This is a genomic window from Streptomyces sp. NPDC002092, from assembly GCF_053593775.1.
In genome coordinates this window covers 156,723-181,385 of record NZ_JBSFDG010000001.1, presented here as the reverse complement: position 1 = coordinate 181,385, position 24,663 = coordinate 156,723, and the positions used below count along the sequence as shown (strand labels likewise).

General features: G+C 69.9%; 17 protein-coding genes. 9 read left to right on the top strand and 8 right to left on the bottom strand.

All coding sequences use genetic code 11. The annotated features are described in order from the left end of the window. Both ACWCRD_RS00785 and ACWCRD_RS00780 read right to left on the bottom strand, forming a co-directional pair. Nucleotides 1-1,410: an RICIN domain-containing protein gene (locus ACWCRD_RS00785; protein WP_450963804.1), complete on the bottom strand. Its 1,410-nt coding sequence runs from the start codon at nucleotides 1,408-1,410 to the stop codon at nucleotides 1-3. Between the two features lies 1 nt (nucleotide 1,411). Continuing rightward, nucleotides 1,412-2,512, bottom strand: coding sequence for a glycoside hydrolase family 43 protein (locus ACWCRD_RS00780; protein WP_450963803.1), 1,101 nt, complete (start codon nucleotides 2,510-2,512; stop codon nucleotides 1,412-1,414). Nucleotides 2,513-2,699: 187 nt separating this feature from the next. Between ACWCRD_RS00780 and ACWCRD_RS00775 the strand changes: the two genes are divergently transcribed. Further along, on the top strand, nucleotides 2,700-4,793 hold the full coding sequence (locus tag ACWCRD_RS00775; RefSeq protein ID WP_450963802.1) for an autotransporter: 2,094 nt from the start codon (nucleotides 2,700-2,702) through the stop codon (nucleotides 4,791-4,793). Nucleotides 4,794-4,809: 16 nt separating this feature from the next. Here ACWCRD_RS00775 and ACWCRD_RS00770 read toward each other — a convergent pair whose 3' ends face one another. Next, nucleotides 4,810-6,198 carry an amino acid permease gene (locus ACWCRD_RS00770; RefSeq protein ID WP_450963801.1) on the bottom strand — a complete coding sequence of 463 codons (1,389 nt, stop codon included), beginning with the start codon at nucleotides 6,196-6,198 and terminating at the stop codon, nucleotides 4,810-4,812. Nucleotides 6,199-6,321: 123 nt separating this feature from the next. Here ACWCRD_RS00770 and mmuM point away from each other — a divergent pair, with 123 nt between their 5' ends. Beyond that, a complete protein-coding gene (gene mmuM, locus ACWCRD_RS00765) occupies nucleotides 6,322-7,245 on the top strand; it encodes a homocysteine S-methyltransferase (protein ID WP_450963800.1) in 924 nt (307 codons plus the stop codon). 128 nt (nucleotides 7,246-7,373) lie between these two features. Continuing rightward, complete coding sequence (locus ACWCRD_RS00760) at nucleotides 7,374-8,429, top strand: LacI family DNA-binding transcriptional regulator (RefSeq protein ID WP_450963799.1); 1,056 nt, start codon at nucleotides 7,374-7,376, stop codon at nucleotides 8,427-8,429. Between the two features lie 13 nt (nucleotides 8,430-8,442). On the opposite strand, the gene ACWCRD_RS00755 is transcribed toward ACWCRD_RS00760, so the two are convergent. The 5 genes from ACWCRD_RS00755 to ACWCRD_RS00735 all read right to left on the bottom strand — a co-directional run bounded on the left by ACWCRD_RS00755 (nucleotide 8,443) and on the right by ACWCRD_RS00735 (nucleotide 16,429). Further along, nucleotides 8,443-10,029, bottom strand: a complete 1,587-nt coding sequence (locus tag ACWCRD_RS00755) for a carboxylesterase/lipase family protein (protein ID WP_450963798.1) — start codon at nucleotides 10,027-10,029, stop codon at nucleotides 8,443-8,445. 93 nt (nucleotides 10,030-10,122) lie between these two features. Then, complete coding sequence (locus ACWCRD_RS00750) at nucleotides 10,123-11,382, bottom strand: alginate lyase family protein (protein WP_450963797.1); 1,260 nt, start codon at nucleotides 11,380-11,382, stop codon at nucleotides 10,123-10,125. 27 nt (nucleotides 11,383-11,409) lie between these two features. Beyond that, the gene (locus ACWCRD_RS00745) at nucleotides 11,410-14,745 is read right to left on the bottom strand and encodes a putative Ig domain-containing protein (RefSeq protein ID WP_450963796.1); all 3,336 of its coding nucleotides are present in this window, start codon (nucleotides 14,743-14,745) and stop codon (nucleotides 11,410-11,412) included. Beyond that, complete coding sequence (locus ACWCRD_RS00740) at nucleotides 14,742-16,271, bottom strand: glycosyl hydrolase family 28 protein (protein WP_450963795.1); 1,530 nt, start codon at nucleotides 16,269-16,271, stop codon at nucleotides 14,742-14,744. The genes ACWCRD_RS00745 and ACWCRD_RS00740 overlap by 4 nt, the downstream gene beginning before the upstream one ends. After that, complete coding sequence (locus ACWCRD_RS00735; RefSeq protein WP_450963794.1) at nucleotides 16,268-16,429, bottom strand: hypothetical protein; 162 nt, start codon at nucleotides 16,427-16,429, stop codon at nucleotides 16,268-16,270. The genes ACWCRD_RS00740 and ACWCRD_RS00735 overlap by 4 nt, the downstream gene beginning before the upstream one ends. Before the next feature lie 565 nt (nucleotides 16,430-16,994). On the opposite strand from ACWCRD_RS00735, the gene ACWCRD_RS00730 reads away from it, so the two are divergent. The 6 genes from ACWCRD_RS00730 to ACWCRD_RS00705 all read left to right on the top strand — a co-directional run bounded on the left by ACWCRD_RS00730 (nucleotide 16,995) and on the right by ACWCRD_RS00705 (nucleotide 24,521). Next, entirely contained in the window at nucleotides 16,995-18,008 is a 1,014-nt protein-coding gene (locus ACWCRD_RS00730; RefSeq protein WP_450963793.1) for a hydroxyacid dehydrogenase, read from the top strand. A gap of 363 nt (nucleotides 18,009-18,371) precedes the next feature. Then, the gene (locus tag ACWCRD_RS00725) at nucleotides 18,372-19,460 is read left to right on the top strand and encodes a LacI family DNA-binding transcriptional regulator (protein ID WP_450963792.1); all 1,089 of its coding nucleotides are present in this window, start codon (nucleotides 18,372-18,374) and stop codon (nucleotides 19,458-19,460) included. Between the two features lie 261 nt (nucleotides 19,461-19,721). Continuing rightward, a complete protein-coding gene (locus tag ACWCRD_RS00720; protein ID WP_450963791.1) occupies nucleotides 19,722-21,056 on the top strand; it encodes an ABC transporter substrate-binding protein in 1,335 nt (444 codons plus the stop codon). A 19-nt stretch (nucleotides 21,057-21,075) separates the two neighbouring features. Then, nucleotides 21,076-21,960, top strand: a complete 885-nt coding sequence (locus ACWCRD_RS00715; RefSeq protein ID WP_450963790.1) for a carbohydrate ABC transporter permease — start codon at nucleotides 21,076-21,078, stop codon at nucleotides 21,958-21,960. Next, nucleotides 21,960-22,865, top strand: a complete 906-nt coding sequence (locus ACWCRD_RS00710) for a carbohydrate ABC transporter permease (RefSeq protein ID WP_450963789.1) — start codon at nucleotides 21,960-21,962, stop codon at nucleotides 22,863-22,865. Before ACWCRD_RS00715 ends, ACWCRD_RS00710 begins: the two co-directional genes overlap by 1 nt. Before the next feature lie 30 nt (nucleotides 22,866-22,895). Further along, nucleotides 22,896-24,521, top strand: coding sequence for a family 43 glycosylhydrolase (locus tag ACWCRD_RS00705; RefSeq protein WP_450963788.1), 1,626 nt, complete (start codon nucleotides 22,896-22,898; stop codon nucleotides 24,519-24,521). Nucleotides 24,522-24,663: the final 142 nt, after the last annotated feature.

Below are 24,663 nucleotides of genomic sequence, written 5' to 3'. Positions count from 1 at the left end.
TCAGGTTCCGCGCGTCCACTGCTGGTTGGTGCCGCCGTTGCAGGTGTACGTGATGACCGCGGCGGAGTTGGCGGTGGACGCGCCGGACACGTCCAGGCACTGGCCGCTCGCGCGGGACTTGATGTTGACGTAGGAGCCCGAGGTGGTCAGCGACCACTGCTGGGTGGTGGCCGAGCTGCTGCAGTTCTCCTGGGTGACCGTGCTCGCGTTCTCCTGCACGCACAGGGAGCTGTTCCTGACCACCAGCTGGTAGTAGCCGCTGCCGAGGGACTTGAACCAGTACTTCTGGTTGGTGCCGCCGTTGCAGTCGTACTGCTTGATCTGGGCGCCCTGCCACAGCGACTGGCTGGTGACGTCGGCGCACCTGCCGCTGTGCCGCGCGATCAGCGTGTTGTACGTGGCGCTGGTGCCGGTGACGCTCCCGGAGGCGGTGTCCACGGTGATCTCCGGCGACCAGGACATGGACATCGAGGTGGAACTCGGGAAGGTCAACGGCAGCCAGACGTACCGGGAATCGTTGACCGTGCCGCCGAAGGAGTTGCCCCAGCGGTCGCCCATGTAGAGGTACGAGGTGCCCGAAGTCCCCTGGACGGGGAGGACGTACGCGGTCTGCGAGCCGTAGGCGGTGGAGTCGCCGACGTTCGTCATCGAGGTCCACGGGCCGGAGAGGCTGGTGGCGGTGGCGTACTGCTGCTGGTTGGGGTTCCAGCCGGTGGCCGCCGAAGTCAGCATGAAGTAGACGCCACCCCGCTTGAAGAGCGCGGGGGCCTCGCGGTGGCCGCCGGGCCACGGGTTCGCGACCAGGGAGGCGATGCCCGTGTAGTCGGCGGTGAGCTTGTAGATGTGCAGGTCGTAGTTCTCGTTGGCGGCCGACACCATGTACGCGGTGCCGTCGGTGTCGACGAACGTGGTGATGTCCCGGGACATGTACTGGCCGAGCGGCTGGAAGCTGCCCTGGTAGGTGTAGTTCCCGTCGACGGTGTCGGAGACGGCGACGGCCGCGCGGGCCTGGCTGTAGTCGACGCCGTTCTCCTTGTGCATCCACATGACGAACTTGCCGGTGGAGGCGTTGTAGATGACTTTCGGGCGCTCGATGTAGGCGGTGCCGAGCTCGGAGGCGGACGACTGGGTCAGGACGTGGTTTCTGAACTCCCAGTTCCTCAGGTCGGTGGAGCGGTAGGCGTCCACGTACTTGAAGGTGTTGTCGCTGTTGCGGTCCTCGCCGAACCAGTAGTAGTACGAGCCGACCTTGATGACCCCGCCGCCGTGGGCGTGGACCGGGTTGCCCGAGGTGTCGGTGAACTGGACGCCGTTGGGGACGGTCTGGGCGGCGGCCTGCGCGGGGCCGGCGGTCGCGAGGGCGAACAGGCCCAGGCAGAGGGCGAGCAGTACCGCGTACGCACGTCTCATGTCACGCCCTCTCCTTCGCGGAGTCGGCAACCGAGCCGGCGACCGTGTCGGCCACGGGAACGCCGAAGTGGGGGGTGCCGTCCGGGTTCCAGCCCAGCTTCTGGATCCGGGTGTGGCGGTTGGGGTCGTTCAGGGGGTCGCCGGTGATCTCCTTGTACTGGCGGGCGTGGTAGACGAGGACATCGCTGCGGCCGTCCTCGGCGACCGTGAAGCAGTTGTGGCCGGGGCCGTACTGCTTGGTGGTGTCGTTGCTGGTGAAGACGGGCGTCGGCGACTTGGACCAGTTGGCGGGGTCCATCAGGTCGGCGTTGGCGTCGGCGGTCAGCAGGCCCATGCAGTAGTGGTAGTCGGTGGCGCTGGCCGAGTAGGAGAGGAAGAGGCGGCCGTTGCGGGCGAGGACGGCGGGGCCCTCGTTGACCTTGTAGCCGACCGTCTCCCAGTCGTACTCCGGTGTGGAGAGCCGCACTTGAGGGCCGGTCAGGGTCCAGGGGTTCGCCATCTTCGACAGCCACAGGGCGGTGTTGTTGTCCATGCCGGGCTCGTGCTGGGCCCAGACGAGATAGCGGGTGCCGCGGTGGCTGAAGGTGGTGGCGTCCAGGGAGAAGGTCTCCCAGGCGGTCTTCACCTGGCCCTTCTCCACCCAGGTCCCCTTGAAGGGGTCGGGGCCGGCGTTCTCCAGGACCCAGATGCGGATGTCCCAGATGCTCTCGGCGGGCGCGGAGGCGAAGTAGATGTACCACTTGCCGCCGATGCGGTGGATCTCCGGCGCCCAGATGTGCGCGCCCATGACACCCGTGGCGTGCTTGGTCCAGATGACGGACTCGGCGGCGCTCGCAAGGCCGTTCAGGGTGCGGGAGCGGCGCAGGATGATCCGGTCGTACTCGGGCACGGTGGCCGTGAAGTAGTAGTGGCCGTCGGCGTGGCGGTGGATGTAGGGGTCGGCGCGCCGGCGGACGAGCGGGTTCACGAACGGGGCCGCCTTCGCGGTCGGTGCGGCGGTGGCCACGGCGGGGGTGGCCGCCAGGGCGCCCGCGGCCAGGGCGGCTCCCTTGAGCATCAGGCGACGGCTGGGGACGTGGGGCAGGTCGTTGTTGCGGCTCATGCGGCTGCCTCTCAGGGGGGACGTTCGAGGTAGCGAACACCATCTGTCATTACGAGCGCCGAAAAGGTAAGGGCGTGGAACGAGGAGGTCAACGGGTCTGACGTGACTGACAGACAGCGCTTTCCCAATTTTGATCGTCCGGCAGTTTTTCTGTTATCGGTCAGCCGCCCGGCCCTTCTCCTCTGACGTGCGCAGCCATACCCACCAGACAGCAGCCGTCGCCGCAGCTCTCGCAGCCGTCGCCGCCCTGCTCTCCACCGCTCCCCCCGCCGCGGCCGCCGGCTCCGGTGACGTCACCGCCGATGTGCTCGCCGACCGGGACGTGACGCTCACCGGCGACGCCGTGGTCACCGTACCGTCCGGGACGACGACGTACGACGGGGTGTTCCGCGGGGAGGGCACGCTCACGGTCCGGGGCAGCGGCACGCTGGTCCTCACCAAGGACAGCGACTTCACGCTGCCGAGGTCCCGTCAGCGGCAGTCCGTGAACATCCAGGGCGGTAACCACCCGTACGTCACCACGGCCGACGCCGATCCGCCCGCGATCACCGTCGAGCGGGGTGCGACCCTGCAGTACGGCGACGGCGGGACGACCGGGCTGATCGGGCACTTCCCGTACAACACCCCGGCGTTCCGGCTCAACCAGGACAACATCCGGGTCGACGGCACGCTGCGGCTGTCGCTGACGAGCGCCTACAACCTGGGCACGATCAGCGGCTCGGGCCTGATCACACAGCCCCGCTTCCTCTGGGGCAGCTGGGCCCTGTCGGGCACCCACTCCTTCTCCGGTGTCATCGACAACGGCACGCAGCTCAACGCCGGCGCGCCGGAGTTCGCCACGTCGCTGCCGAACGTGCGCAAGGTCCTCAACCAGGGCACCTGGACCGTGGACACGCCTCTGGGTCAGACCGTCACCATGGGCATGGACTTCTACCAGCGCGAGTACGGCAGTGACATCAACATCCAGTCCCGGCCCGGCAGCAAGGTGATCCTGACCGGCCAGTACAGCTGGTCGAACCAGGGCGGCGACACCGACCCCTCCCTCAGCGATCCGTCCCTGAACTGGACGCCTGCGCACAAGAACGTCAACAAGCGCGGCACCAACATCAAGGGCGCGAACGTCCAGTGGGGGGACGGCACGACCGACAAGATCTTCATGCCGGGCACGGCAGAGACCGTTTACATCAACTTGCTCGCGGCGCGCTCCCGTTCGCTGCTCACGTTCGACTACGGCGGGCCGGTGACGCTGGGCGCCCCCATCGGCGGCGGCAGGTTCCACGACACGCTGGCCGCGCCCGGCGCCGGGGACATCGTCATCAAGGGGACGAAGGGCAACGACGTGACCTTCGCCGCCGTCCAGTACTACAACGGCTCGACGACGGTCGACAAGGGCGCGGTACTGCGACTGGGCAGCGGCAAGCCGGGCGGGGACGGCGGGCTCTACACCAAGGGTGACCTCTACAAGGTGGTCGACAACGGCTCGCTGGTGCTGAACAACACGGGCAAGGCTCTGGCCCTGTCCCGGATCAGCGGCAGCGGATCGCTGACGCAGAGCGGGGCCGCCACGGCGACCCTGGCGGGAAGCGGGGTGACGTACACCGGCACGACGACGGTCGAGAAGGGGACCCTGGCGCTGCGCTCCGGCGCAAGCCTCGTCCACAGCAGGGCGATCAGACTCAGCTCGACGGGCTCGCGGCTCGACCCCGGGCCGTCCGGGCTGCGCGTGGCCACCACGCTGACCGGCAAGGGCACCGTGAACGGGGCCGTGACCAACGACGGTGTGGTGGCGGGCGGGGTCACGGTCTCCGGGAGCTACACGCAGAGCGCGAAGGGTGAACTCGTCCTGGGCGCCGAGCCGTTGAAGGTGACGGGATCGTCGGTCCGGCTGGCCGGAGACCTCGACCTGGCGGCCGCCGGGGCGAAACCGGCCCCTGCGATCACCGTCATCGAGCACTCGGGGAAGTCGAAGACCACCGGCGCCTTCAAGGGGCTGGCGGAAGGTACACGGCTGAAGCTCGCCGACACCACGTACCGCATCAGTTACCACGGCGGCGACGGCAATGACGTCACCCTGACCGCGACCGGCGGGAGCCACTCCCCGACCGCCGCCCACCCGGACACGGCATCGTCCGGCGCGGCGGCGGCCGGCACCGCGAGCAGCGGCCTCGGTTGGTGGCCGTATGTGCTGGCGGCGGGGCTGCTGGTCGGGCTCGTGGTGCCGGCGGTCAGGCGCGGGCGCAGTGGCGGGCGGCGGGGTGGACGGCACGCGGCGCACGGTTAGCCGCCGCTGTGTCGCCTCATGCGGACGGCGTGGGCGTCTCCCCCGCCGGTTCCCGCTTCCGGCCCTGTAGCCACACATACACCGGGATCCCCGCGAACAGGAACAGCACGCCCTGGTAGACGGCCGCGTAACCGGCGCCCGCGATCAGCCAGAACGAGAACGCGAAGGACAGGGCGGCAACGACCAGATCGCGGGCGAGTCCGGCCGGGCGGACGCGCTCGCGGGTGCCCTGGGCCAGCCAGTACAGCTGCGCGGCGGCCGACAGCAGGTAGGGCACGCAGCCGGTGAACGTCGTGATCAGGACGAGGACGCGGAACGTGGTGTCGGGGCCCGCCGTGTAGTTCAGGGCGATCAGGAGCGTGCCGAGGACGGCGACGGCCCAGACCCCGAAGCCGGGCACCCCGCCCTTGCCGACCTTCGCGAACGGTGCCGGGAAGAGGCCGTCGCGGGCGGCGGCGTACGGCATCTGCGCGGCCAGCAGGATCCAGCCGTTGAGGCAGCCGGTGATCGAGGCGACGGCAACCAGGGCGATGGCCGTGCCGCCCCAGGAGCCGCCGGTGATCGCGTTCACGGCGTCGGCGAAGGGGGCGCCGGAGTTCACCAGCTTGTCGTGCGGGACGAGACCGAAGACGGCGACCGTGCCGAGCAGGTACACGAGGGCGGAGCCCAGGGTGCCGAGGACGCTCGCGCGGCCGACGTTGCGCTCGGGGTTCTCGACCTCGCCCGCGCTGACCGCGGCCGACTCGACGCCGAGGAAGCTGTAGAGGAGCAGGGCGGCGGCCGCGGCGAGCGCGCCGGGCGCGCCTTCGCCGGAGGCGTTGAACGGGCCGAAGTTGTCCGCGTCGACGAAGAAGAGCCCGATCGTGGAGACGAGCAGCAGCGGCACGAACTTCAGGATCGTCGACACCACCTGGACCGCGCCGACCCAGCGGGTCCCGGCGAAGTTCGCGGCGGCGGGCAGCCACAGCGCGGCGAGGGCCACGACCGCTTCGAGGGCGTGGTTGCCGTGCAGGGGGACGAGGACGTCGACGTAGCCGACGACCGCGACGGCGAGCGCGGCGATGCTGACCCAGCACATCGTCCAGTACGACCAGGCCGACAGGAACCCGGCGAACGGGCCGAACGCGTCGCGCGGGTACACATACAGACCGCCGGTGACCGGGCTGCGCCGGGCCAGCCTGCCGAAGAGCAGGGCGAGCAGCACCGCGGCGACCGACAGCACGAGGAACGCGAGCAGACTCACCGTGCCGTACGGGGCGACGGCGGCGGGCAGGGCGAAGATGCCGCCGCCGATGATGTTGCCCATGACCAGCGCGGTGGCCGCGGCGAGGCCGAAGGTGCGGCGGGGAGTGGCGGTGGCGGCCGGCTCTGATGCGGTGGCCTCGGTGGGGCTGGGGGCAGTCATGGTGCTTTCCGTGCAGAGGGGAACAGGGTGCGTGATCGTAACCCGGCGTCCCACATGTTGGGCGCTCTGTTCACGTGATGGACATGAACGGTCGTCACCGGCCCCTTCGGCTAGCGTCTTCCCATGACCAGCGACACCCCTTCCTCCCTCGCCGAGGCCCTCGCCACCGGAACCGTCGTGCTCGACGGCGGCATGTCCAACCAGCTGGAGTCCGCAGGGCACGACCTGAGCGACGAGCTGTGGTCGGCGCGGCTGCTCGCCGAGCGGCCCGAGGCGATCACCGAGGCACACCTCGCGTACTACGAGGCGGGTGCGGACGTGGCGATCACGTCGAGCTACCAGGCCACGTTCGAGGGGTTCGCGGGGCGCGGGATCGGGCGGGAGAGGGCTGCCGAACTGCTTGCCCTGAGCGTGGAGTTGGCGCGCGAGGCGGCGCGGCAGGCGCAGGCGAAGGGGGTCACGCGGCCGCTGTGGGTGGCCGCGTCGGTCGGCCCGTACGGGGCGATGCTCGCGGACGGCTCCGAGTACCGGGGGCGGTACGGGCTGGGCGTCGACGAGCTGGAGCGCTTCCACCGGCCCCGGCTGGAGGTGCTGGCCGCTGCCCGTCCCGACGTGCTGGCGCTGGAGACGGTGCCGGATTCCGACGAGGCGGCGGCGCTGCTGCGGGGGGTTCGCGGGCTGGGGGTGCCCGCGTGGCTCTCGTACTCGGTCGCCGGTGACCGGACTCGGGCCGGGCAGCCGCTGGAGGAGGCGTTCGGTCTGGCCGCCGAGGTGGACGAGGTGATCGCTGTCGGCGTCAACTGCTGTGCGCCGGAGGATGTGGAGGGGGCGGTCGAGACCGCGGTGCGTGTCACCGGCAAGCCCGTTGTCGTCTATCCCAACAGTGGGGAAGCCTGGGACGCGGAGGCGCGTGCCTGGAGGGGGCGCTCCTCGTTCACCTCCGAGCAGGTGACGGGCTGGCAGGCGTCGGGTGCGCGGCTGATCGGGGGGTGCTGCAGGGTTGGGCCTGCGGCCATCGCGGGGATCGCAGGGGTCCTGCGGGGCTGAGCGGTTCGCCCTTTCGCCGTAGGGCTTCTGTCGAGTCGCGACCACCAGTGAGTCGTGGTTGCTCGCGCCGTTCCCCGCGCCCCTTTCGGGGCGCTAGCCTCAGCCCATGGGAACCGGTTGCCGATGCGATGACTAGGAAGAGCGCGGACCTCGGGCGGAGCACCATTCGGGATGTGGCGGCCCGGGCGGGGGTGTCCGCGTCGACCGTGTCGCGGGTGCTGGGTGGGGTGTATCCGGTGAGTGCGGCCACGCGTGCGCGGGTGATGCGGGCCGTGCGGGAGATGGACTACGTCGCCGATGCGCGGGCCAAGGCGGTCGCCGGGGTGGGGACGCCCACGCTTGCCTTTGTGCTGGAGGACATCACCGGGCCGTCGTTCGCGCACATGGCGTACGGCGTGGAGCGCGAGGCGACCCGGCTCGGGCATCTGTGCCTGGTGTGCAGCACGGAGGGGGACGTGCGGCACGAACTGGAGTTCGTGGAGATGATGCGGGCCCAGCGCGCCGCCGCCGTGATCCTGGTGGGCGGTGCCGCCGACACGGCCGAGTACCGCGAGCGCACCCGCCGTATGGCCGACTCGCTCGCGTCGGCGGGCTCGCGGCTGGTGCTGTGCGGACGGCCGCCGCTCGGGCCCGGCGCCCCGGTGACGGTCATCGAGTACGACAACGAGGGCGGCGCCCACGCCCTGGTCGCCCATGTGCTCTCCCAGGGCCACCGGCGGATTCTGTTCCTCGGCGGGAAACCGGACCACACGACGGCCCAGGGGCGTGAGCGCGGCTATCTCGCCGCCCATCGCGCCCGCGGCCTGGAGCCGGACCCGGCGCTGCTCCTGCACGGCGACTTCACCCGTGACGCGGGCCACCGGCTGATGCGCGAAGCCCTCGAGGAGGGGCTGGAGTTCACGGCCGTGGTCGCCGCCACCGACATGGTCGCGGCCGGCGCCCTGACCGCGCTGCACGAGGCGGGCCTGGACGTTCCCGGCGATGTCTCCCTGACCGGCTACGACGACATCCCCTTCGCCCGCGACCTGCACCCCGCCCTGACCACGGTGCACGTCCCGTACGAGGAACTGGGCCGTCTCGCCGTCCGCACCGCCCTGGACCGCACCCCGGAGACTCCGGACGAACATCTGCTGCTGGGGACGCATGTGGTGGTGCGGGACTCGGTGGCGGCAGTTCGGCAGTAGCCGCCTTCGGCGGTCACTGCCGGCGGACCGAGCCGGGCAGTCGCAGGCGCCGTACGACGGACCGAAGTTCCGTACTGCGCATGGTCGAGCCGTCCACCGGGACCGCTGCGGGTGTGGTGGGCGGAGTCCTGAGGGCGTCGGCCATCCACAGGGCGATCTCGGCGTCCCGCGGCCCGTGGACGGTGCGCGGCTCGCCCGCGTCGAAGATCCGCACCGGATGCGTGGCGTCCCAGGGCTCCCAGCCGGGATTCCCGTCGGCCGCGAAGCGCACCCACGCCGCGTGCATGGCGTCGGCCAGCTCCTGAGGCGCGCCCTCACCTGCGAGTTTGCGTGATTCCGGTACGTCGCCGGTGTCGAAGACGAACCCGAGTTCCAGGGCGTGGCAGGCGCCGAGGCCGGGGAGGCCCGAGGGCCAGGCGAACTCGTACACGTACGAGGTGCCGGGGCGGGCGTCGGCCAGGTGGTGCAGGGGCAGGCGCAGCAGATGGTCGGTGACCATCTGACCGACGATCTCGGCGGTGCCGGCCTCGGGGTGCAGGGTGCGGTAGCCGCGGGGCACCTCGGTGTTGCAGTGGCAGCGGGCCATGGCGCCGGCGAGGGCGACCGGGCCCAGGTGGTCGACGCGCTCCAGGAGGCCGCCGGGGACGAGCCAGAGGCGGTACTCGTCGCTGGTCCAGCCCATCATCAGGTCGACGCCCCGCGCCGCGTCGCCGTCGACGAGCGCCTCCAGGGGATCGCGCGGCACCAGGTCGCCGTCGACGACGATGCCGAAGGAGGGGCCGCCGAGCACCGGGCTGCTGAGCTTGCCGACGTCGGCCTGGGTGCGCAGGAGCAGTTCCCGGTCGACGTCGGCGAAGGCCGCGGCGGTGGCGGGGATCTTCAGCCGGGTCGCCATGCGGCGCACCATGCGCCGTACCTTGTCCCGTTCGAACGCCTCGGGCGGCCCGCTCTGCAGGACCGCCCGCCGTACCAGCCCCTGTGCCTGCGGGGCGGCGAGCAGGGCGCCGACGCTGATCGCCCCCGCGGACTGCCCGGCGACGGTGATCCGGTCGGGGTCTCCGCCGAAGGCCGCGATCGACTCGTGCACCCACCGCAGGGCGGCGAGCTGGTCGCGCAGGCCGGGGTTGGCGGGGGCGTCCGGGAACAGTCCGTAGCCCTCGACTCCCAGCCGGTAGTTGACCGAGACGAGGACGACGCCGTCCCGGGCGAAGCTCCGCCCGTCGTACACGGGCACCGCGGAGGATCCCCTGGTCAGGGCCCCGCCGTGCAGCCACACAAGTACCGGGAGCCGGCTCCCGGGGCCCGGCTGAGGCGTCCACACGTTCAGATTGAGGCAGTCGTCACCGGGGATGACCGGGTCGGACAGGTACTTCTCGAAGGCCTCGGAGTACGGCGGCTTCGGCGGCGTCGGCCCGAACGCGCCCGCGTCCCGCACGCCGTCCCAGGGCTCGGGCGGTACCGGCGGCCGGAACCGGTGGGGGCCGAAGGGGGGCGCGGCGTACGGGATGCCGCGGAACACCGCGATGGCGTGCTCGTACCGGCCGCGTACGGCTCCGTACGGCGTGCTCACCACCGGGTCTGCCTGGACTGCTGCCGTCATACGACCACCAGCCTCCTCACCGCGCCACTGCACCGGTAACACCAGAGCACCACAGATCGCCCCGGTATTCCGGTGCAGAGCGCGATCCGGCGGCTACTTGGCGTACATCAGGGTGCCGAAGCCGAGCTGGTCGTAGCCGCCGCTGGTGGAGCCGTAGTCACCTCCTCCACCCTCGGGGGCGATGAGGTCGTAGTACATGGCCGAGATGTACTTGTCGTCGAGGTACAGGCGCCGGTTGTAGTGGAAGTGGAGCATGGCCCACACCGGGCGGAGCTGGCCACGGGAGCCGGAGCCGATCACCGTCTGGGAGGACCGGGCACAGTTCTGTCCGGTGCCCCAGGTGTAGGTGGTGTAGGGCACGTCCTGGCCGATGTTGTACTTGGCGACGTACTGGGCGGCCTTCATGAAGCGTCGGCTGTCGTACGAGTAGAGGTCGTCGCCCTGGTTCCAGGCCATCTCGCACAGCGCGCCCATCTGGCCCATGCCCATGATGCTGTGGCCCTGGTCGCGGCCGGACTCCTGCCACTGGCCGAGGGCGTAGCCGTCGGAGTCGGTGTACAGGTACGGCACCGCGTGCGCGATGGAACCGTTTCCCGCGCCGGACTTGAAGTAGGTGACCGCCTGGTCGTACTTGGCCGCGTCGTCGGTGAGGATCCCGATGGCCATGATCGAGGCCATGTTGCAAAGGTCCCAGTTGGCCCAGTAGTTGGTGATGCAGGCGTCGTTGTGGTGGGTCAGGAAGCTGTTGTTGAGCGGGTAGAAGACGTCGACCATCATCTTCTGGAACGCGGCGAGGTCGAACCCCGCGTAGCCGCGCATCAGCTCGGCCGCCTGGCAGAACTCCCAGCCGTAGATGCCGGCCGCGAGGAACCGGTCGGCGTTGCCGGTGAGGGTGGTCAGCTTGGCCGACCAGGCGTTGAGGATCTTGACGGCGGTGTCGCCGTTGGCGGCCGTGCCGCCGACCACCCAGCGCAGGGCGTTCTGGTAGGCGGCGGCGATGTCGTTGTAGAGGATGCCGTAGTTCTGGCCCGTGCCGCCGCGGATGATGGTGGTCTGCGGGTTGGGCTTCCAGGTGGACTGCGAGTGGGAGCCCGCGGTCAGTCTGTTCCAGCCGGACAGCCAGGAGTCGGCCTTCGCGGCGACCTTGACCTTGGCGCGGTTTATGTCGCCGGCGTTGTGGAGCATGCCGGGATGGGTGAAGGTCGCAGGGGCTGCGTCGGCGGTGGGGCTCGCCGGCGCGACCGCGGAACCCCCGAGGGCGAGTGCGGCGGTGAGCCCGCCCGCGGTCCTCAGCAGACCGCGGCGGCTCAACTCGCCCTGGTCGGGGCTCTGGTGGGGGGAGATGCGGCTCATTGTGTGCGACTCCAATCCGTGGGGGGATCAGTCGGGAGTGATGCTCACCTCTTCGAAGTGGGCGGTACCGAGGGCCAGCGGGCTGCGCGAACAGACCACCAGGCCCACGTGGAAGGGGGCGTCACCGAAGCCGGGGATCTCGCCGGAGGCAAGGGCGGTCCAGGTGGCGCCGTCATCGGTGGAAACCGCTGCGGCGAAGACGGTCCCGGCGCGCTTCAGCCGCAACAGCAGGGGCAGTTGGACGGTCGCGGTGCCGGAGAACGCGGAGGCACCCGCCACGGTCCTGCGCAGCATCAGCTGCGCGGAGGTGCCGCCGGTGACGATCACTCCGGCGGCCTGGTCGAACGGTGACAGCGACTTGGCCATCAGCAGGCCCACCCGGTCGGCGGCGGCTCCGCTGCGGGAGACCAGCCGGGCGGTGACCGTGCAGTCGCCGGAGACGGGCTGCCGTACGAACTGCCCTGTCATCCCTTGGTTGTTGACGGTCAGATCGACGCCCGCGCCGCGGACGGTGAAGGTCCCGCCGTCGTACGAGGTGCTGCCCGGCGTGCGGATCGCCACCACGCCGAAGCTCCCGTAGGCACGGTCGTCGAGGATCACATCGCCGAGGTCGCCGTAGGTCCAGGGGTCGGGTGGGGGTGTGCCGACGGTGAGGGCGAGGGTGCCGGTGCCGTCTCCGGCCGCGTTGCCCGCGGTGGTGGTGACGGCGAACGAACCGGTCTCGTTGGGGGTTCCGCAGATCAGGCCGGTGCGTCTGTCGACGCGCAGGCCGTCGGGGAGTCCGTCCGCGGTGAAGCGTATGGGCTCGTGCGAGGCACGCAGGAGGTGCCGGAAGGGGACGCCCTGGTTCGCGAACGCCGCTGTGGCGGAGGTGAGTTGAGGTGCCGCAGGGGTCGGCATGGCTGCCGTCGCCGGCTCCGGGAGCGGGCCGCGGCCACCGGCGTTCGTCTTCGCGACGACGTAGTGGTACGTCGTGCCGGGCGTCCCGGTGGCGTCGGCGTACCGGATGCGGGTGCCGAAGCCGATGGGGCCGATGCCGGTGGCGATGGTGTGGAACGGGCCGTCGGCGCCGGTGGAGCGCAGCACCTTGTAGCGGGCCGAGAGGTCCGGGTCGGTCCAGGCCAGCTCGACGGCGTCGGCGCCGGTGGTCGCCGTGAGGCCGGTCGCCACAGTGGCCGGGCGCGGGGCCGACCACACCTCGCCCGAGGCCGACGTCACCGTGACGTTGTCGAAGGCCCCGGTGCCGGTCTCGGCGTAGTCCTCGTCGACGCCGAGGCAGGAGGTGAGGACGAGACCGGCGTACGCCGTGTGCCCCAACTCGACCTCGGTGGAGCCGACTTCGGTCCAGCGAATGCCGTCCGGGGAGATCGCGCCGGTGCACCGGCGGCCCTTGCGGGTCACCCGCACCCAGTACGGCGCCCGCAGCCGGTAGCCGTCGCCCGCGCCCTCGACGTACGGGGCCTCCAGCGGGGTCGCGGACTCCGGAAGCGAGCCGAGGCTGGAGATCGGGAAGGCGGCGTTGGTGGTGATGGCTTCCTGCTGGGTGGGCGGCACGGGTGTGCTGCCGGTGGCGGAGATCGCCGCCCCGGCCGACGGCCGCACGCTCCACACACCGCTCCAGGTGTACAGCGGCAGCCCCTGGATCAGCATGGATGCGTGCGCCGCGGCCGCGTCGAGCGAGTCGCGCAGGGTGACGCCGATCTTGGAGTACTGCGAGCTGAGCGGCCATGCGATCCGCGCGCTGACCGTTCCGTCGCCCGGCAGCGCCAGGTGTGCGAGGCGATAGGTGCCGGCGGTGCCGCTCGCCTCCAGCACGAAGCGCTCGCCGTCGAACGCGGCGGAACCGGGGATCTCCACGGCGCCGAGGTCCTGGCTGGACCAGGGGGCGGGGAGGCCGGTTGCTGCCGAGGCGGCGCGTGAATCGCCGCTGCTGCCCTGGGAGTTGGTGGCAATGACCCTGTAGTGGTACGTCCGGCCCGGGCGCGCGTCGGTGTCGTTGCACGTCGGCTTGTCCAAGCGGGTGGCGATCTCCTCGTACGGGCCCTCGGGCCTGGTGGCCCGGCGGACGGTGTACGTGCTCGCCCATGCGGACGGCAGCCAGCTCACGGTGACGGACCTGCCGTCGCCGACCGCGGTGACGCCCGCCGGGGCCGTCGGCACCGTGGCAGCGGGGGCCGTCGCACCCGCGTGGGCGAAGGTGCCCCAGCCGGGCAGGTCGTCGTTGCTGCCCTCGACGACGCGGGCGCCGCCGGTGCCGCGGAAGACGGCGGCCTTGGTGTACGGGGTGCCGAGGCCGCGGATGCCGGCGTAGTGGGCGTAGGCCATCTCGTAGATCGGCGGCAGGTTGCCGCGCGCGGTCGCGGAAACCGCCTTCTTGATGTACTTGCCGGTGCGGTCGAGGTCGGGGGTGAAGGGGACGTCACCGCCGAGGTTGTAGCGGGCGGCGTACTCGAAGTTGGCGAGGATGCGGTTGTCCTCGAAGCCCCACAGGTCGATGCCCTGGTTCCAGGCGACCTGGGCGATGTCGCCGGTCAGGCCGACGGCGAGCTGTTCGTGGCCCTGGTCGCGGCCGGCCTCCTGGCCCTGGCCCGCGGCGGTGACGATGCGGTGCGGGACGCTGCCGTTGCCGCTGCCTGCCGCGGCGAAGCGCAGGGCGTCCTCGAAGAGCACGGGCTCCTCGCAGAACACGCCGATGGCCAGGATGGTCTGCAGGGCGGTCAGGTCCCAGTTGCCGTTGGCGTAGAGCATGTAACCGGATACGGCGGGATACCAGACGTCGAGGAAGGAGCGTTCGCAGCGGGCGATGTCCGCGTCCGACCAGCCGTCGTAGCCGGTGTGGCGGAGCAGTTCGGCCGCGTTGACGAACTTGAAGGCCTGCAGCCCGGCGCCGAGCGGACCGTCCGCGCCGGTGATCGCCGTCAGGGACGCCGACCAGGCGCCCAGGATGTCGCGTGCCTTGTCGGCGTTCGCCCGGTTGCCGGTGACGGCCCACATCAGGGCGTTCTGGTAGGCGGCGGCCGAATCGGCGACGGCCTGGTTCTGGAAGTTGGTGGGGCCGCGGCCCCAGGAGGTGATCTGGCCCGTGTTCTGGATGGCGTACGAGGCCGAGGAGCGGGCGTGCGCCGAAAACGCCAGGTAGCCGTCGTAGACCGGGGATTGCTTGGCGGCGACGGCAGCCTTCATACGGGCCAGGTCGTCGGCGGTGTGCAGCAGGCCGGGGTGGGTGAAGGCTCTGGTGCCGGTGTCGTTACGGTCGGCGGCCCGGGCGGCGGTGGGCACGAGCAGTCCGCTCGTGCCCGATGCCAGCAGCAGGGCCGCAGCTCCGCCGAGGAAGCCCCGGCGGCTGGTCGCGGGGGTGCTCATGACGCGGCGGCCGCCTCGGCCTCGGCGGTCGTGAGGAACCTCAGGTTCGTCACGTGCTCGTTGTAGAACCACTGGATCTCGTCGGTGGTGTAGTACCACTTCGGCTTCTTCATGGAGTCGGCGACCACGACGCCGTTGATCACCAGGTTCTCGAAGGTGACGTCGTCGATGGCGTGTTCTGCGTCGTAGCCGAGGAACAGCGACGGGTTGGCGTGCGTGCCCGTGTAGCTGAGGTTCTTGACGTAGACGTCCTGGATGCCGCGGCCCACCGAGGTGTTGTACTTCGGGTTGAACATCACCTTCATGTAGATGACCTGGCCCCAGCGGAAGTCCTCGATGCGGACGTCCTCGATCCGCACGTTCTTGATCAGGTTGGAGTCGCCGGGGTTGAGCGCGATGCAGCCCTGGTAGTTCATCTGGGGCTCGCGGTGGTCGAGGACGTCGATGTTCCTGATGACCAGGTTCTCCAGCGTCTCCGGGTTGTCGGTGTTGCCGTGCGTACCGACGTTGACGGGGTGTGCGACATCGGCCCACAGGGTGCAGTTCTGGATGGTGATGTCGCGGGTGTCGCCGTAGTAGTCCCAGCGGTGGCAGTAGATGGCGAAGCAGTCGTCGGAGTTGCGCATGAAACAGCCGTCGAAGAGGATCCCGGTCGAGGAGAAGACGTCGAAACCGTCTCCATTGCCCTTCGAGCTGAACGAACGCGCCTTCTTGACGTGGATGTTCTCGCTCATCCCGAACGTGCCCGCATAGCCGTTCGGGTTCATGATGATCACGTCCTCGACGCGGATGTTCTTGCTGCCCTCGCAGAGGATGCCGCCGGGGCCGGCGTTCAGCATGCCGCGGCCGGTGAGCGCGGCCTTCTCGACGTTCTTGAAGAACACCTGCGCCTGCAGGACGGCGCCGCCCGCGAGGTACACGGTCTTGCCGCTGGGGACCGTGAGGACGTTGCCGGTGACGGTGTGCACACCGGGGCCGAAGTAGATGACGTCCGGATCGTCCGCCGAGGGCGGGTTGGGGCAGATGTGGTTGGTGATGACGTGCAGACAGTCGAAGATCTCGTCGTTGATCTGGACGACGACGTCCTTCGGCTCGTCGAGCGTGAACACCAGGGTGTCACCGCCGAGTTCGGGCTCGATGCCCAGCGAGTCCGGTCTCACCCGGGCCTTGGTGGTGCCGCCCTTGAGGTAGGTGACCTCGATCTCGACGGAGCCCTGGAAGTCGAAGTACACCATCGAGGTGTTGTAGACCTTGCCGGATCCTGTGGTCGGGTTGATCTCCTCCAGCTGTGGCCGGTAGATGTCGAGCGTCTGCCAGTCGCCGTCGGGAGCGGTCCGCACCCGCACCTTGAAGCTGGTGTTGGTCGGCATGGTGGCCGGGCGGGGGTAAGTGACCAGCTTCGGCGCCGCGTTGTCGCCCGCGCCGTCGGCACGGGCCGCCGTGGCGGTCAGGTTGGTCAGGCCGGCAGCGAGGACGGTGGCACCCGCCGCCTGGAGGGCGGTGCGGCGGGACAGAGGCGTGTTCATGCGTGACTCCTTGCAAAGGGCCGACAAGGGGGCTGCTTGAGGCCGGTCGTGGACATCGCGGCCACGAAACCGCGCTGGGCGACGCGGAAGATCAGCAGGATGGGGACGACGTACATCACGAAACCCGCGGTCAGGAGGTTGTTCACGAGCGTGATCATCTGCGGCAGCATCATCGAGCCCCATCACCGTGATGCTCTCGCCGCCGGTCGCGGCACCTGCAACTTGCAGGGCAGAGCCACTGAGTGATGCCGCACCGGCATGGGAGTGCATGAACTACCCGCTCTCTTCGCGGAGATGGATGACGGAGTCGGGGCACGCGACGGGGACGGATGCGGCGTGCGAATGTTTCGGGAACCGGTTGCTACGCGGTGTCACGGAGCTTCCGTCGGAGAGCACGGCACGTCAAGAGGCATGACGAACTTTCGAAAACAGTGGGTCCGCTGTGCGCAGCGGGTCCGGGAGGCTACGGTCCTGCTCAGGACGGCAACCGGTTGTCAGAATCGGCTACACGGCTCGACCCTGCTGGGGAAACCGTAGTAACCGATTTCACCCCAGAGCAGGATCAAGGGCCGCACCTCACCGGAGAAGGCGGTCCACACGCCACTCTTCCCGGCGATTGACCCTCGCTTCACCACAGATCTACGGTAGAAGGCGCTTTCTGAAACTGTTTCCATCCCGTCCAGCCATCCCGCCCAGCCAACCCGTCCAGCGTTCAGGAGAGCCATGCCCAACCCCCAGCCGCCGAGGGCCGTGTTCGCGATGGATCCGGTGCACCTCCCGCTGCTCTTCCCCCCACCGCTCATGGCCCGGCTGAAGCAGGCCTGCGACCTCGATCCCGGGTTCGTCGTACGGGACTTCGCCGACCCGGCGGCCGCGGAGACCCTAGCCCGGGCGGAGGTGCTGATCACCGGGTGGGGCTGCCCCGGCCTCGACGCCGGGGTGCTGGCCGCCGCGCCCCGGCTGCGCACCGTCCTGCACGCCGCGGGCTCGGTCCGATCGCTGGTCGGCCAGGCCCTGTGGGAGCGCGGGATCACCGTGTCCAGCGCGGTGACGGGCAACGCCCTGCCCGTCGCCGAGTACACCCTCGCGATGATCCTGCTCGCCGGGAAGGACACCTTCACCCACCGCGAGCGCTTCCGCGCCACCCACGCATACCCGACCGACGCCGAGACCGCGCACACCGGCAACGTCGGCCGCCGGATCGGGATCATCGGGGCCTCACGCGTGGGCCGCCGGCTGCTGGAGCTGCTGCGGCCGTTCGACTTCACGCTCCTGCTCCACGACCCCTACGTCAGTCCCGCCACGGCCGCCGCCCTCGGCGCCGAACTCCTGCCGCTGGAGGACCTGTTGCGGCACAGCGACATCGTGTCGCTGCACGCGCCCGACATCCCCGAGACCTACCGCATGCTGGATGCCGGCCGGCTCGCGCTGATCCGGGACGGCGGCGTCCTGATCAACACCTCTCGCGGCGCCCTCGTCGACCCCGACGCACTCACCGACGAGCTGGTCTCCGGCCGGCTGCAGGCGATCCTCGACGTCACCGAACCGGAGCCGCTGCCCGCCGGGTCCCCGCTCTACCGCCTGCCCAACGTCTTCCTCACCCCGCACATCGCGGGCTCGCTCGGCAACGAGCTGGAACGTCTCGGCCGTATCGTCGTGGAGGAACTGGAACGCCTGGTCGAGGGCCTGCCGCCGGCCCACGAGGTACGGCACTCGGACCTGGCCCGGGTCGCGTGACGGGGCGGTGCCCGCGGCTCCCCCGGCGGTCGGGCAGCGGCTCTCCACGCGCCTGCGACGAGCACCGCTCCACCCGGTTGTCCACAGCCCGGCACGCCGGAGAAACAATGGGATACGGTTTCCGCACGGGTGCGCTGCGCGGGCTGCGCGGATGTACGGCTCCCCCGCGGGAGGGCGACGGGTCGTCGACCGTCTGCGGCGTCGTCGCGGCTGGTCGCGCCCACGCGGCGGAGCCGCATGTCGACACAGCCCCGCGCCCCTTCGGGTCGCGGCCGAACCGCAACAGACCTTGCCCGGGCCGCCCAGGAGCGCACCCTCTCGGCGGCCGGCAAGGGAAGTTCTTCAGGTGAAGGAGCCGCAACGGTGAGTCAGCGCAAGGCGGCCGGGGACGCCGGACGGGCCACTATTCGTGATGTGGCGGAGCGTGCGGGGGTCTCCGTCGCGAGCGTCTCGCGTGTCCTGTCCGGCAACTACCCCGTCTCGGAGGACCTGCGCCGCCGGGTGATGAAGGTCGTCCGGGACCTGGACTACGTCACCAACGCGCACGCCCGCTCCCTCGCCGGCGGTGGCACCCCGACGGTCGCCATCCTGATCAACAACATCACCGGCGCCGCGTTCGCCCACGTGGCCAAGGGAGTCGAGGGCGCCGCCACCCTGCGCGGCTGGCTCTCCCTGGTCGGCACCACCGGCGACGATCCCGAACGGGAACTCGCGCTGGTCAACATGATGCGCCAGCAGGGCGTGGCCGCGGTGGTGCTGCTCGGCGGCGCCTACGACTACGACGAGTACCAGCTGCGCATGGCCCGCTTCGCCCGCTCCCTGGACGCGGCCGGTTCGCATCTCGTCCTGGTGGGCAGGCCGCCCCTGGAGGGCGACGTCCCGGCCACCACGGTCGACTACGACAACGAGGGCGGCGCCTACGCGATGGCCAGCCATCTGCTGTCGGCCGGCCACCGCAGGGTCCTGGTGCTGCCCGGTCCCGCCGAACTCACCACGGCCCAGGGCCGGCTGAGGGGCGCCGAGCGGGCCTTCGAGGCGTACGGCGTGCCCTTCGACCCGGGCATGGTGCGGCACGGCCCGTACGACGACGAGCACGGCTACAGCGCCGTGGAGACGGCCCTGCACGAGACGCCGGACTTCACGGCCGTGCTCGCCGGCACGGACGTGGTCGCCGCGGGCGCGATGCAGGCCCTGCGCGCGGCCGGGCTGCGGGTGCCGGAGGACGTATCCATCGTCGGCTACGACGACATCCCGCTCGCCTCCCAGCTCACGCCCCAACTGACCACCGTGCACGTGCCGTACGAGGAGATGGGCCGGGTCGCCCTGCGCGCGGTGGCCGACCGGCGCGAGGGCGGTGCGGGCCGCCGCAAGGGCCCCGACGGCGACCATCTCGTCCTCGGCACCCATGTCGTCGTACGAAACTCGGTACGGCCGCCCGCCAGCAGGGGCTGATACACCGCCCTCGAAGCGCTCGTTTCGTAACCGGTTTCTGTCGCCTACCAGCACATTTCTCAGGCTGGCGTAAGAAGTTCACGCACACCCCTTGCTCCAGGCGAGCCTGTCGGCCTACCTTCACGGCAACCGCTTACTACAGCTTCCGCTCGGCCGACCCCCCTCAGCCGCGAGCCGACGGATCCGGCCGCCGTTCCCGGCCTGCACCGAGCCGCCGTCTTCTTGTCTCCAGACGCCCAACTTCCGAAGGAACACGGTCAGATGAACTTCACCAGCTCCCGGAGAAGGTTCGCCCACGCCGCTGTCGCGGGACTCGCACTCACAGGTCTGCTCTCCGCCTGCGGCGGATCGGACTCCGGGGACGGCACCAAGTCGTCGGGCCCGGTCACCCTCCCCTTCTGGGGCTGGGCCAACGGTCAGGAAGCCGTCGCCAAGGCGTTCAACGCCTCGCACAAGGACGTCAAGCTCAAGTACACCAAGGTCACCGACCAGCTCACCATGCAGAAGCAGCTGACCAACGCGGTCAAGGCGGGCAACGCGCCCTGCCTGGTGCAGAACACCGCCGAGTACGTGACCAGTTGGGTCTCGCAGGGCGCGCTCGCCGACATCAGCCAGTACGTCTCGTCGAGCAAGGACAAGTTCAACGCCGGTTCCTGGGCGAGCGCGCAGGTGCAGGGCAGGAGCTATGGCGTCCCCACCAGCTCCGCACCCGACTTCACGATCTACCGCACCGACATCTTCGACAAGTACGGCATCAAGCCCCCTGCCACCTGGGACGACTTCATCGCCGCGGGCAAGGTCCTGAAGAAGCACGGCATCAAGATCACCAACTATGCCGGCGAGGACCCCAGCACCCTGGAGGTGCTCGCCATGCAGGCCGGCGCCCACTGGTACGCGATCGACGGCAACTCCTGGAAGGTCGACTTCCAGGACGCGGGCACCCTGAAGGCCGCGAAGGTGATCCAGGAGATCATCGACAACGACCTCGACTCCAAGCTGTCCTTCGCCGACTACGCGGCCGTGCAGCGCAACTACGACAACGGGGGCACCGCGACCCGGCAGATCTCCACCTGGCAGATGGCCGGCATGGTGCAGAACTTCACCAAGTCCTTCGGCAAGTGGGCGCTGTCACCGTGGCCGACGTACCAGGGCGAGGCCGCCAGGACGCCGGCCGGCACCAATCTGACCGGCAGCGTGACGCTGGTGACCAAGCAGTGCAAGGACGTCGAGCAGGCCGCCGAGGCCGCGCTGTGGATGTCCACCGACACCGGCGCGGTGAAGACCATGGCGAGCCCGACCACCGGCAACGGCGTGATGCCGGCGCTCGCCGACTCCAACGCGTACGTCGGTGAGGCGATCTCCGACAAACTGCTCGGCAAGAACTACCAGCCCGCGCAGAAGGTGGTCACCGACAGCCTGAACACCATCACCACGGACTGGACCTTCGGGCCGGACTGGACCGCCATGTTCACCGAGATGCAGGCCGGCTGGGCGAAGGTCGTGAGCAAGGAGGAGAAGGTCACCGATCTGCTGGCGCACATGCAGGACTGGACGGTCAAGGACCTGAAGTCCCGCGGCATCAGCGTCAAGGGCTAGAGGCCGGGGTCGAGAACCGATGATTCGCTCACTGCGCTGGAAGGGTGCCGCCTTCACGGTGCCCTTCCAGCTCGGCTTCGTCTTCCTCTATCTGCTCCCGATCGGCTACGCGGTCCACCAGTCGCTCTACCGCGAGCAGCAGTCCGGGCTCGGGCTCGGCGGCTCGACGGAGGAGTTCGCCGGGCTGGACAACTACCAGCACGGCCTGACCGACTCGGCGTTCATGGGCTCGGTGCTGCGGGTGGTGCTGTTCGCCTGCCTACAGATCCCGGTGATGCTGCTGATCAGCCTCGTACTGGCGCTGTTTCTGGACATGCTGGCCTCGAAGGTGGCCGGGCGGTTCCGGATCCTGCTCCTGGTGCCGTACATGATCCCCGGCGTGGTCGCCGCGCTCGTGTGGATCAACCTGTACAGCCCGGACGTCGGCCCGCTGACCCCGCTGGGCAAGGTGTTCGGCTTCGACTGGAACTTCTTCGCGCCGTCGATGGTGTGGCCGTCCATCGGCAATCTGCTCACCTGGCACGGCGTCGGCTACAACATGGTGATCATCTACTCGGCGTTGCAGGGCGTCCCGCGTGAGCTGTTCGAGGCGGCGCGGCTCGACGGCGCCTCCGAGGGGCGGATCGCGCTCAGCATCAAGATCCCGTTCGTACGGGGTGCGTTGGTGCTGACCGGCATGCTGTCGATCATCCAGATGCTGCAGATCTTCAACGAGCCCGCGCTGTTCAGGAACATCACCCCGCAGACGGTCAGCGACAGCTTCACCCCGATCATGATCATCTACAACCAGGCGTTCAACGCCGGCAACTACCACTACGCCGCGGCCCTGTCGGTGCTGCTCGCCCTCTTCCTCGGCGTCGCCTCCTTCCTCTTCTACCGGCTGACCGCAAAGGAGGCGGACTGATGACGCTCACCGAAGAACGCACCCGGCCGCATGCCGTACGGCGCCTGGGCCGCCCGGACCCGGCGGCCCGTTCACGCGGCGGCCAGCGTTTCCTCCTCGTCGGCCTGAGCCTGGCCAGTGTCTACAGCCTCTTCCCCGTCTGGTGGCTGATCGTCGCCGCCACCAAGGACCGCGTCGGCCTCTACCAGAGCAACGGCCTGTGGTTCTCCGGCTGGCACCTCTGGGGCAACCTGCGCCAGCTGTTCACCTACGAGCACGGCATCTTCCTGCGCTGGACCGCCAACTCCCTCCTGTACGCAGGGGTCGGCTCGCTCGGCGGCACCCTGCTCGCCCTCGCCACGGGCTACGGTCTCGCCCGCTTCCAGTTCCCTGGCCGGAACCTGGTGTTCGCGTGTGTGGTCGGCTCGTTCCTGATCCCGATCGCGCTGCTCACGCTGCCGCTGTATCTGCTGTTCTCGCAGATCGGCATGGTCGACACGCCCTGGGCGATGCTGATCCCCTGTCTGATCAACCCGTTCAGCGTGTACCTCGCGAAGGTCTACACCGAAGCCACGATCCCGTACGAGCTGCTGGAGGCGGCCCGTATCGACGGCGCCGGTGAGCTCAGGATCTTCTTCAGCATCGTGCTGCGGATGATGACCACGGGCGGGGCGACCGTCTTCCTGCTGGCCTTCGTCAACACCTGGAACGCCTTCTTCCTCCCGCTGACCGTCCTGCGCGGCGAGAACAACTGGACCCTCAACATCGGCCTGTACAACTGGTCCGGCAAGCGACTCGAGTCCGGGGTCGACCTGACCGGTCTGGTGCTGACCGGTGCGCTGCTGTCCATCGTGCCGATGGCGATCATGATGGTGGCGATGCGCCGCTACTGGCGGACGGGCGTCACGCTGGGGGCCCTCAAGTGACCGTCCACCAGCACCATGTGGAGCCCTGACGTGACGCTGCTGCACAACCCCGTCATCCGCGGCTTCGCCCCCGATCCTTCGCTGGTCCGGGTCGGTGAGTGGTACTACGTGGCGACGAGTTCCTTCGAGTGGTTCCCCACCATTCCCCTGCACCGTTCGCGGGACCTGGCCCACTGGGAGTACGCGGGCCATGTGCGCGGCGCCGCCCCCGGCGACTCGCTGGCCGGGGTGCCGGACTCGGGCGGCATCTGGGCACCTTCGCTGAGCTGGGACGGCGAGCGGTTCTGGGTGGTGTACTCGGTCGTCCGGTCGGTGGGGACGCCGTACTTCGACACCGACACCTACGTCAGCACGGCCACCGAGGTGAGCGGCGAGTGGACGGCCCCGAAGCGGATCAGGAGCCATGGCTTCGACCCCGCGCTCTTCCACCACGAGGGCAGGCTGTGGCTGCTCAACCTCCAGAACGACCACCGGCCGGGGGGACGCCGGTTCGCCGGGATCGTCCTGACCGAGCTGAACCGGGAGACGCTGAACCCGGTCGGTGGCACCCACCTGCTGCTGCAGCACGAACGGCTCGTCGAGGGCCCGAAGTTGCTGTGGCGGGAGGGCTGGTACTACCTGGTGCTGGCGGAGGGCGGCACTGGCTTCGAGCACGGTGTGCGGGTGGCCCGCGCTCGCACGATCACCGGCCCGTACGAACTCGACGACCGGCCGCTGCTGACCTCGCGCGACGACGCATCACTGCCGTTGCAGAAGGCCGGGCACGCCGAACTGGTGCAGACTCCGGGCGGGGAGTGGGTGCTCAGCCACCTGACGGCCCGCCCGGTACGGACGCCGCAGGGCCCGCGCTGCACGCTGGGCCGGGAGACGGCGATCCAGGCGGTGACTTGGGACGAGGACGGCTGGCCGAGGATGCCGCACGGGGGTTGGCATCCGGCCGTCGAGGTCGACGTACCGACCCGTCCCGAGCCGCTGCCGCCTCCTCTCGCCGACTCCGGTGCGAAGCCGTCTCCGCGGCAACCCGCGGACCCCGACGGCCCGTTGGGCTGGCCGTGGAGCACCCTGCGCGCGGCCCCTGACCCGTCCTGGGCGGACACCGCGAGCCGTCCGGGCTGGATCCGGCTGCGCGGCCGGCACGGGCCCGAGTCGCGGTGGGCGCACAGCCTGCTGGCCCAGCGGATCACGGAGCACCGCGCGGAGGCCGAGGTCACCGTGCAGGCGCGGCCGGACACCTTCACGCAGGCCGCGGGGCTGGTGCTCCGGTACGACGCGGAGGCGTATCTGAGCCTGGACCTGACCTGGGCGGAGCCCGGGGGCGAAGGTCAGCGCGGGCAGCAGTGGCGGGGCGAAGGCCGTACGGTGCTGCGGCTCGCGGAGCGTGACGAGGCCGGCACGCGGACGGTGGCCGTGGTGGACGTCGACGCGGATGCTCCGGTGGCGCTGGGCGTGACGACCGACGGGGCCGAGGCGCGGTTCTGGTGGGTGCGGGGCGGGGTGCGGGTGCCGGTCGGGGAGCCGTTGGACTTCGGCAGGCTCTCCGACGACCACGGTTCCAGGCTCCGTTTCACGGGTTCGATGGCGGGCATCCATGCCGTGGACCTGGTGGACGCGGAATTCACGGCCGACTTCACCGGCTTTCGGCTGGTCTGCTGGTAGCTCCTCCTGGTCGGCGACGACTACAGCCGCGTTCGAAGTTTCGAAAGTCTGAAACCGCGAAGACCTGCGAAGTCCGGCCTCTTCCCGACGTGATCCGGTGAACTTAGTGTAGGAAGCGCTTACTGTTTCCGCGCTGGTCGAA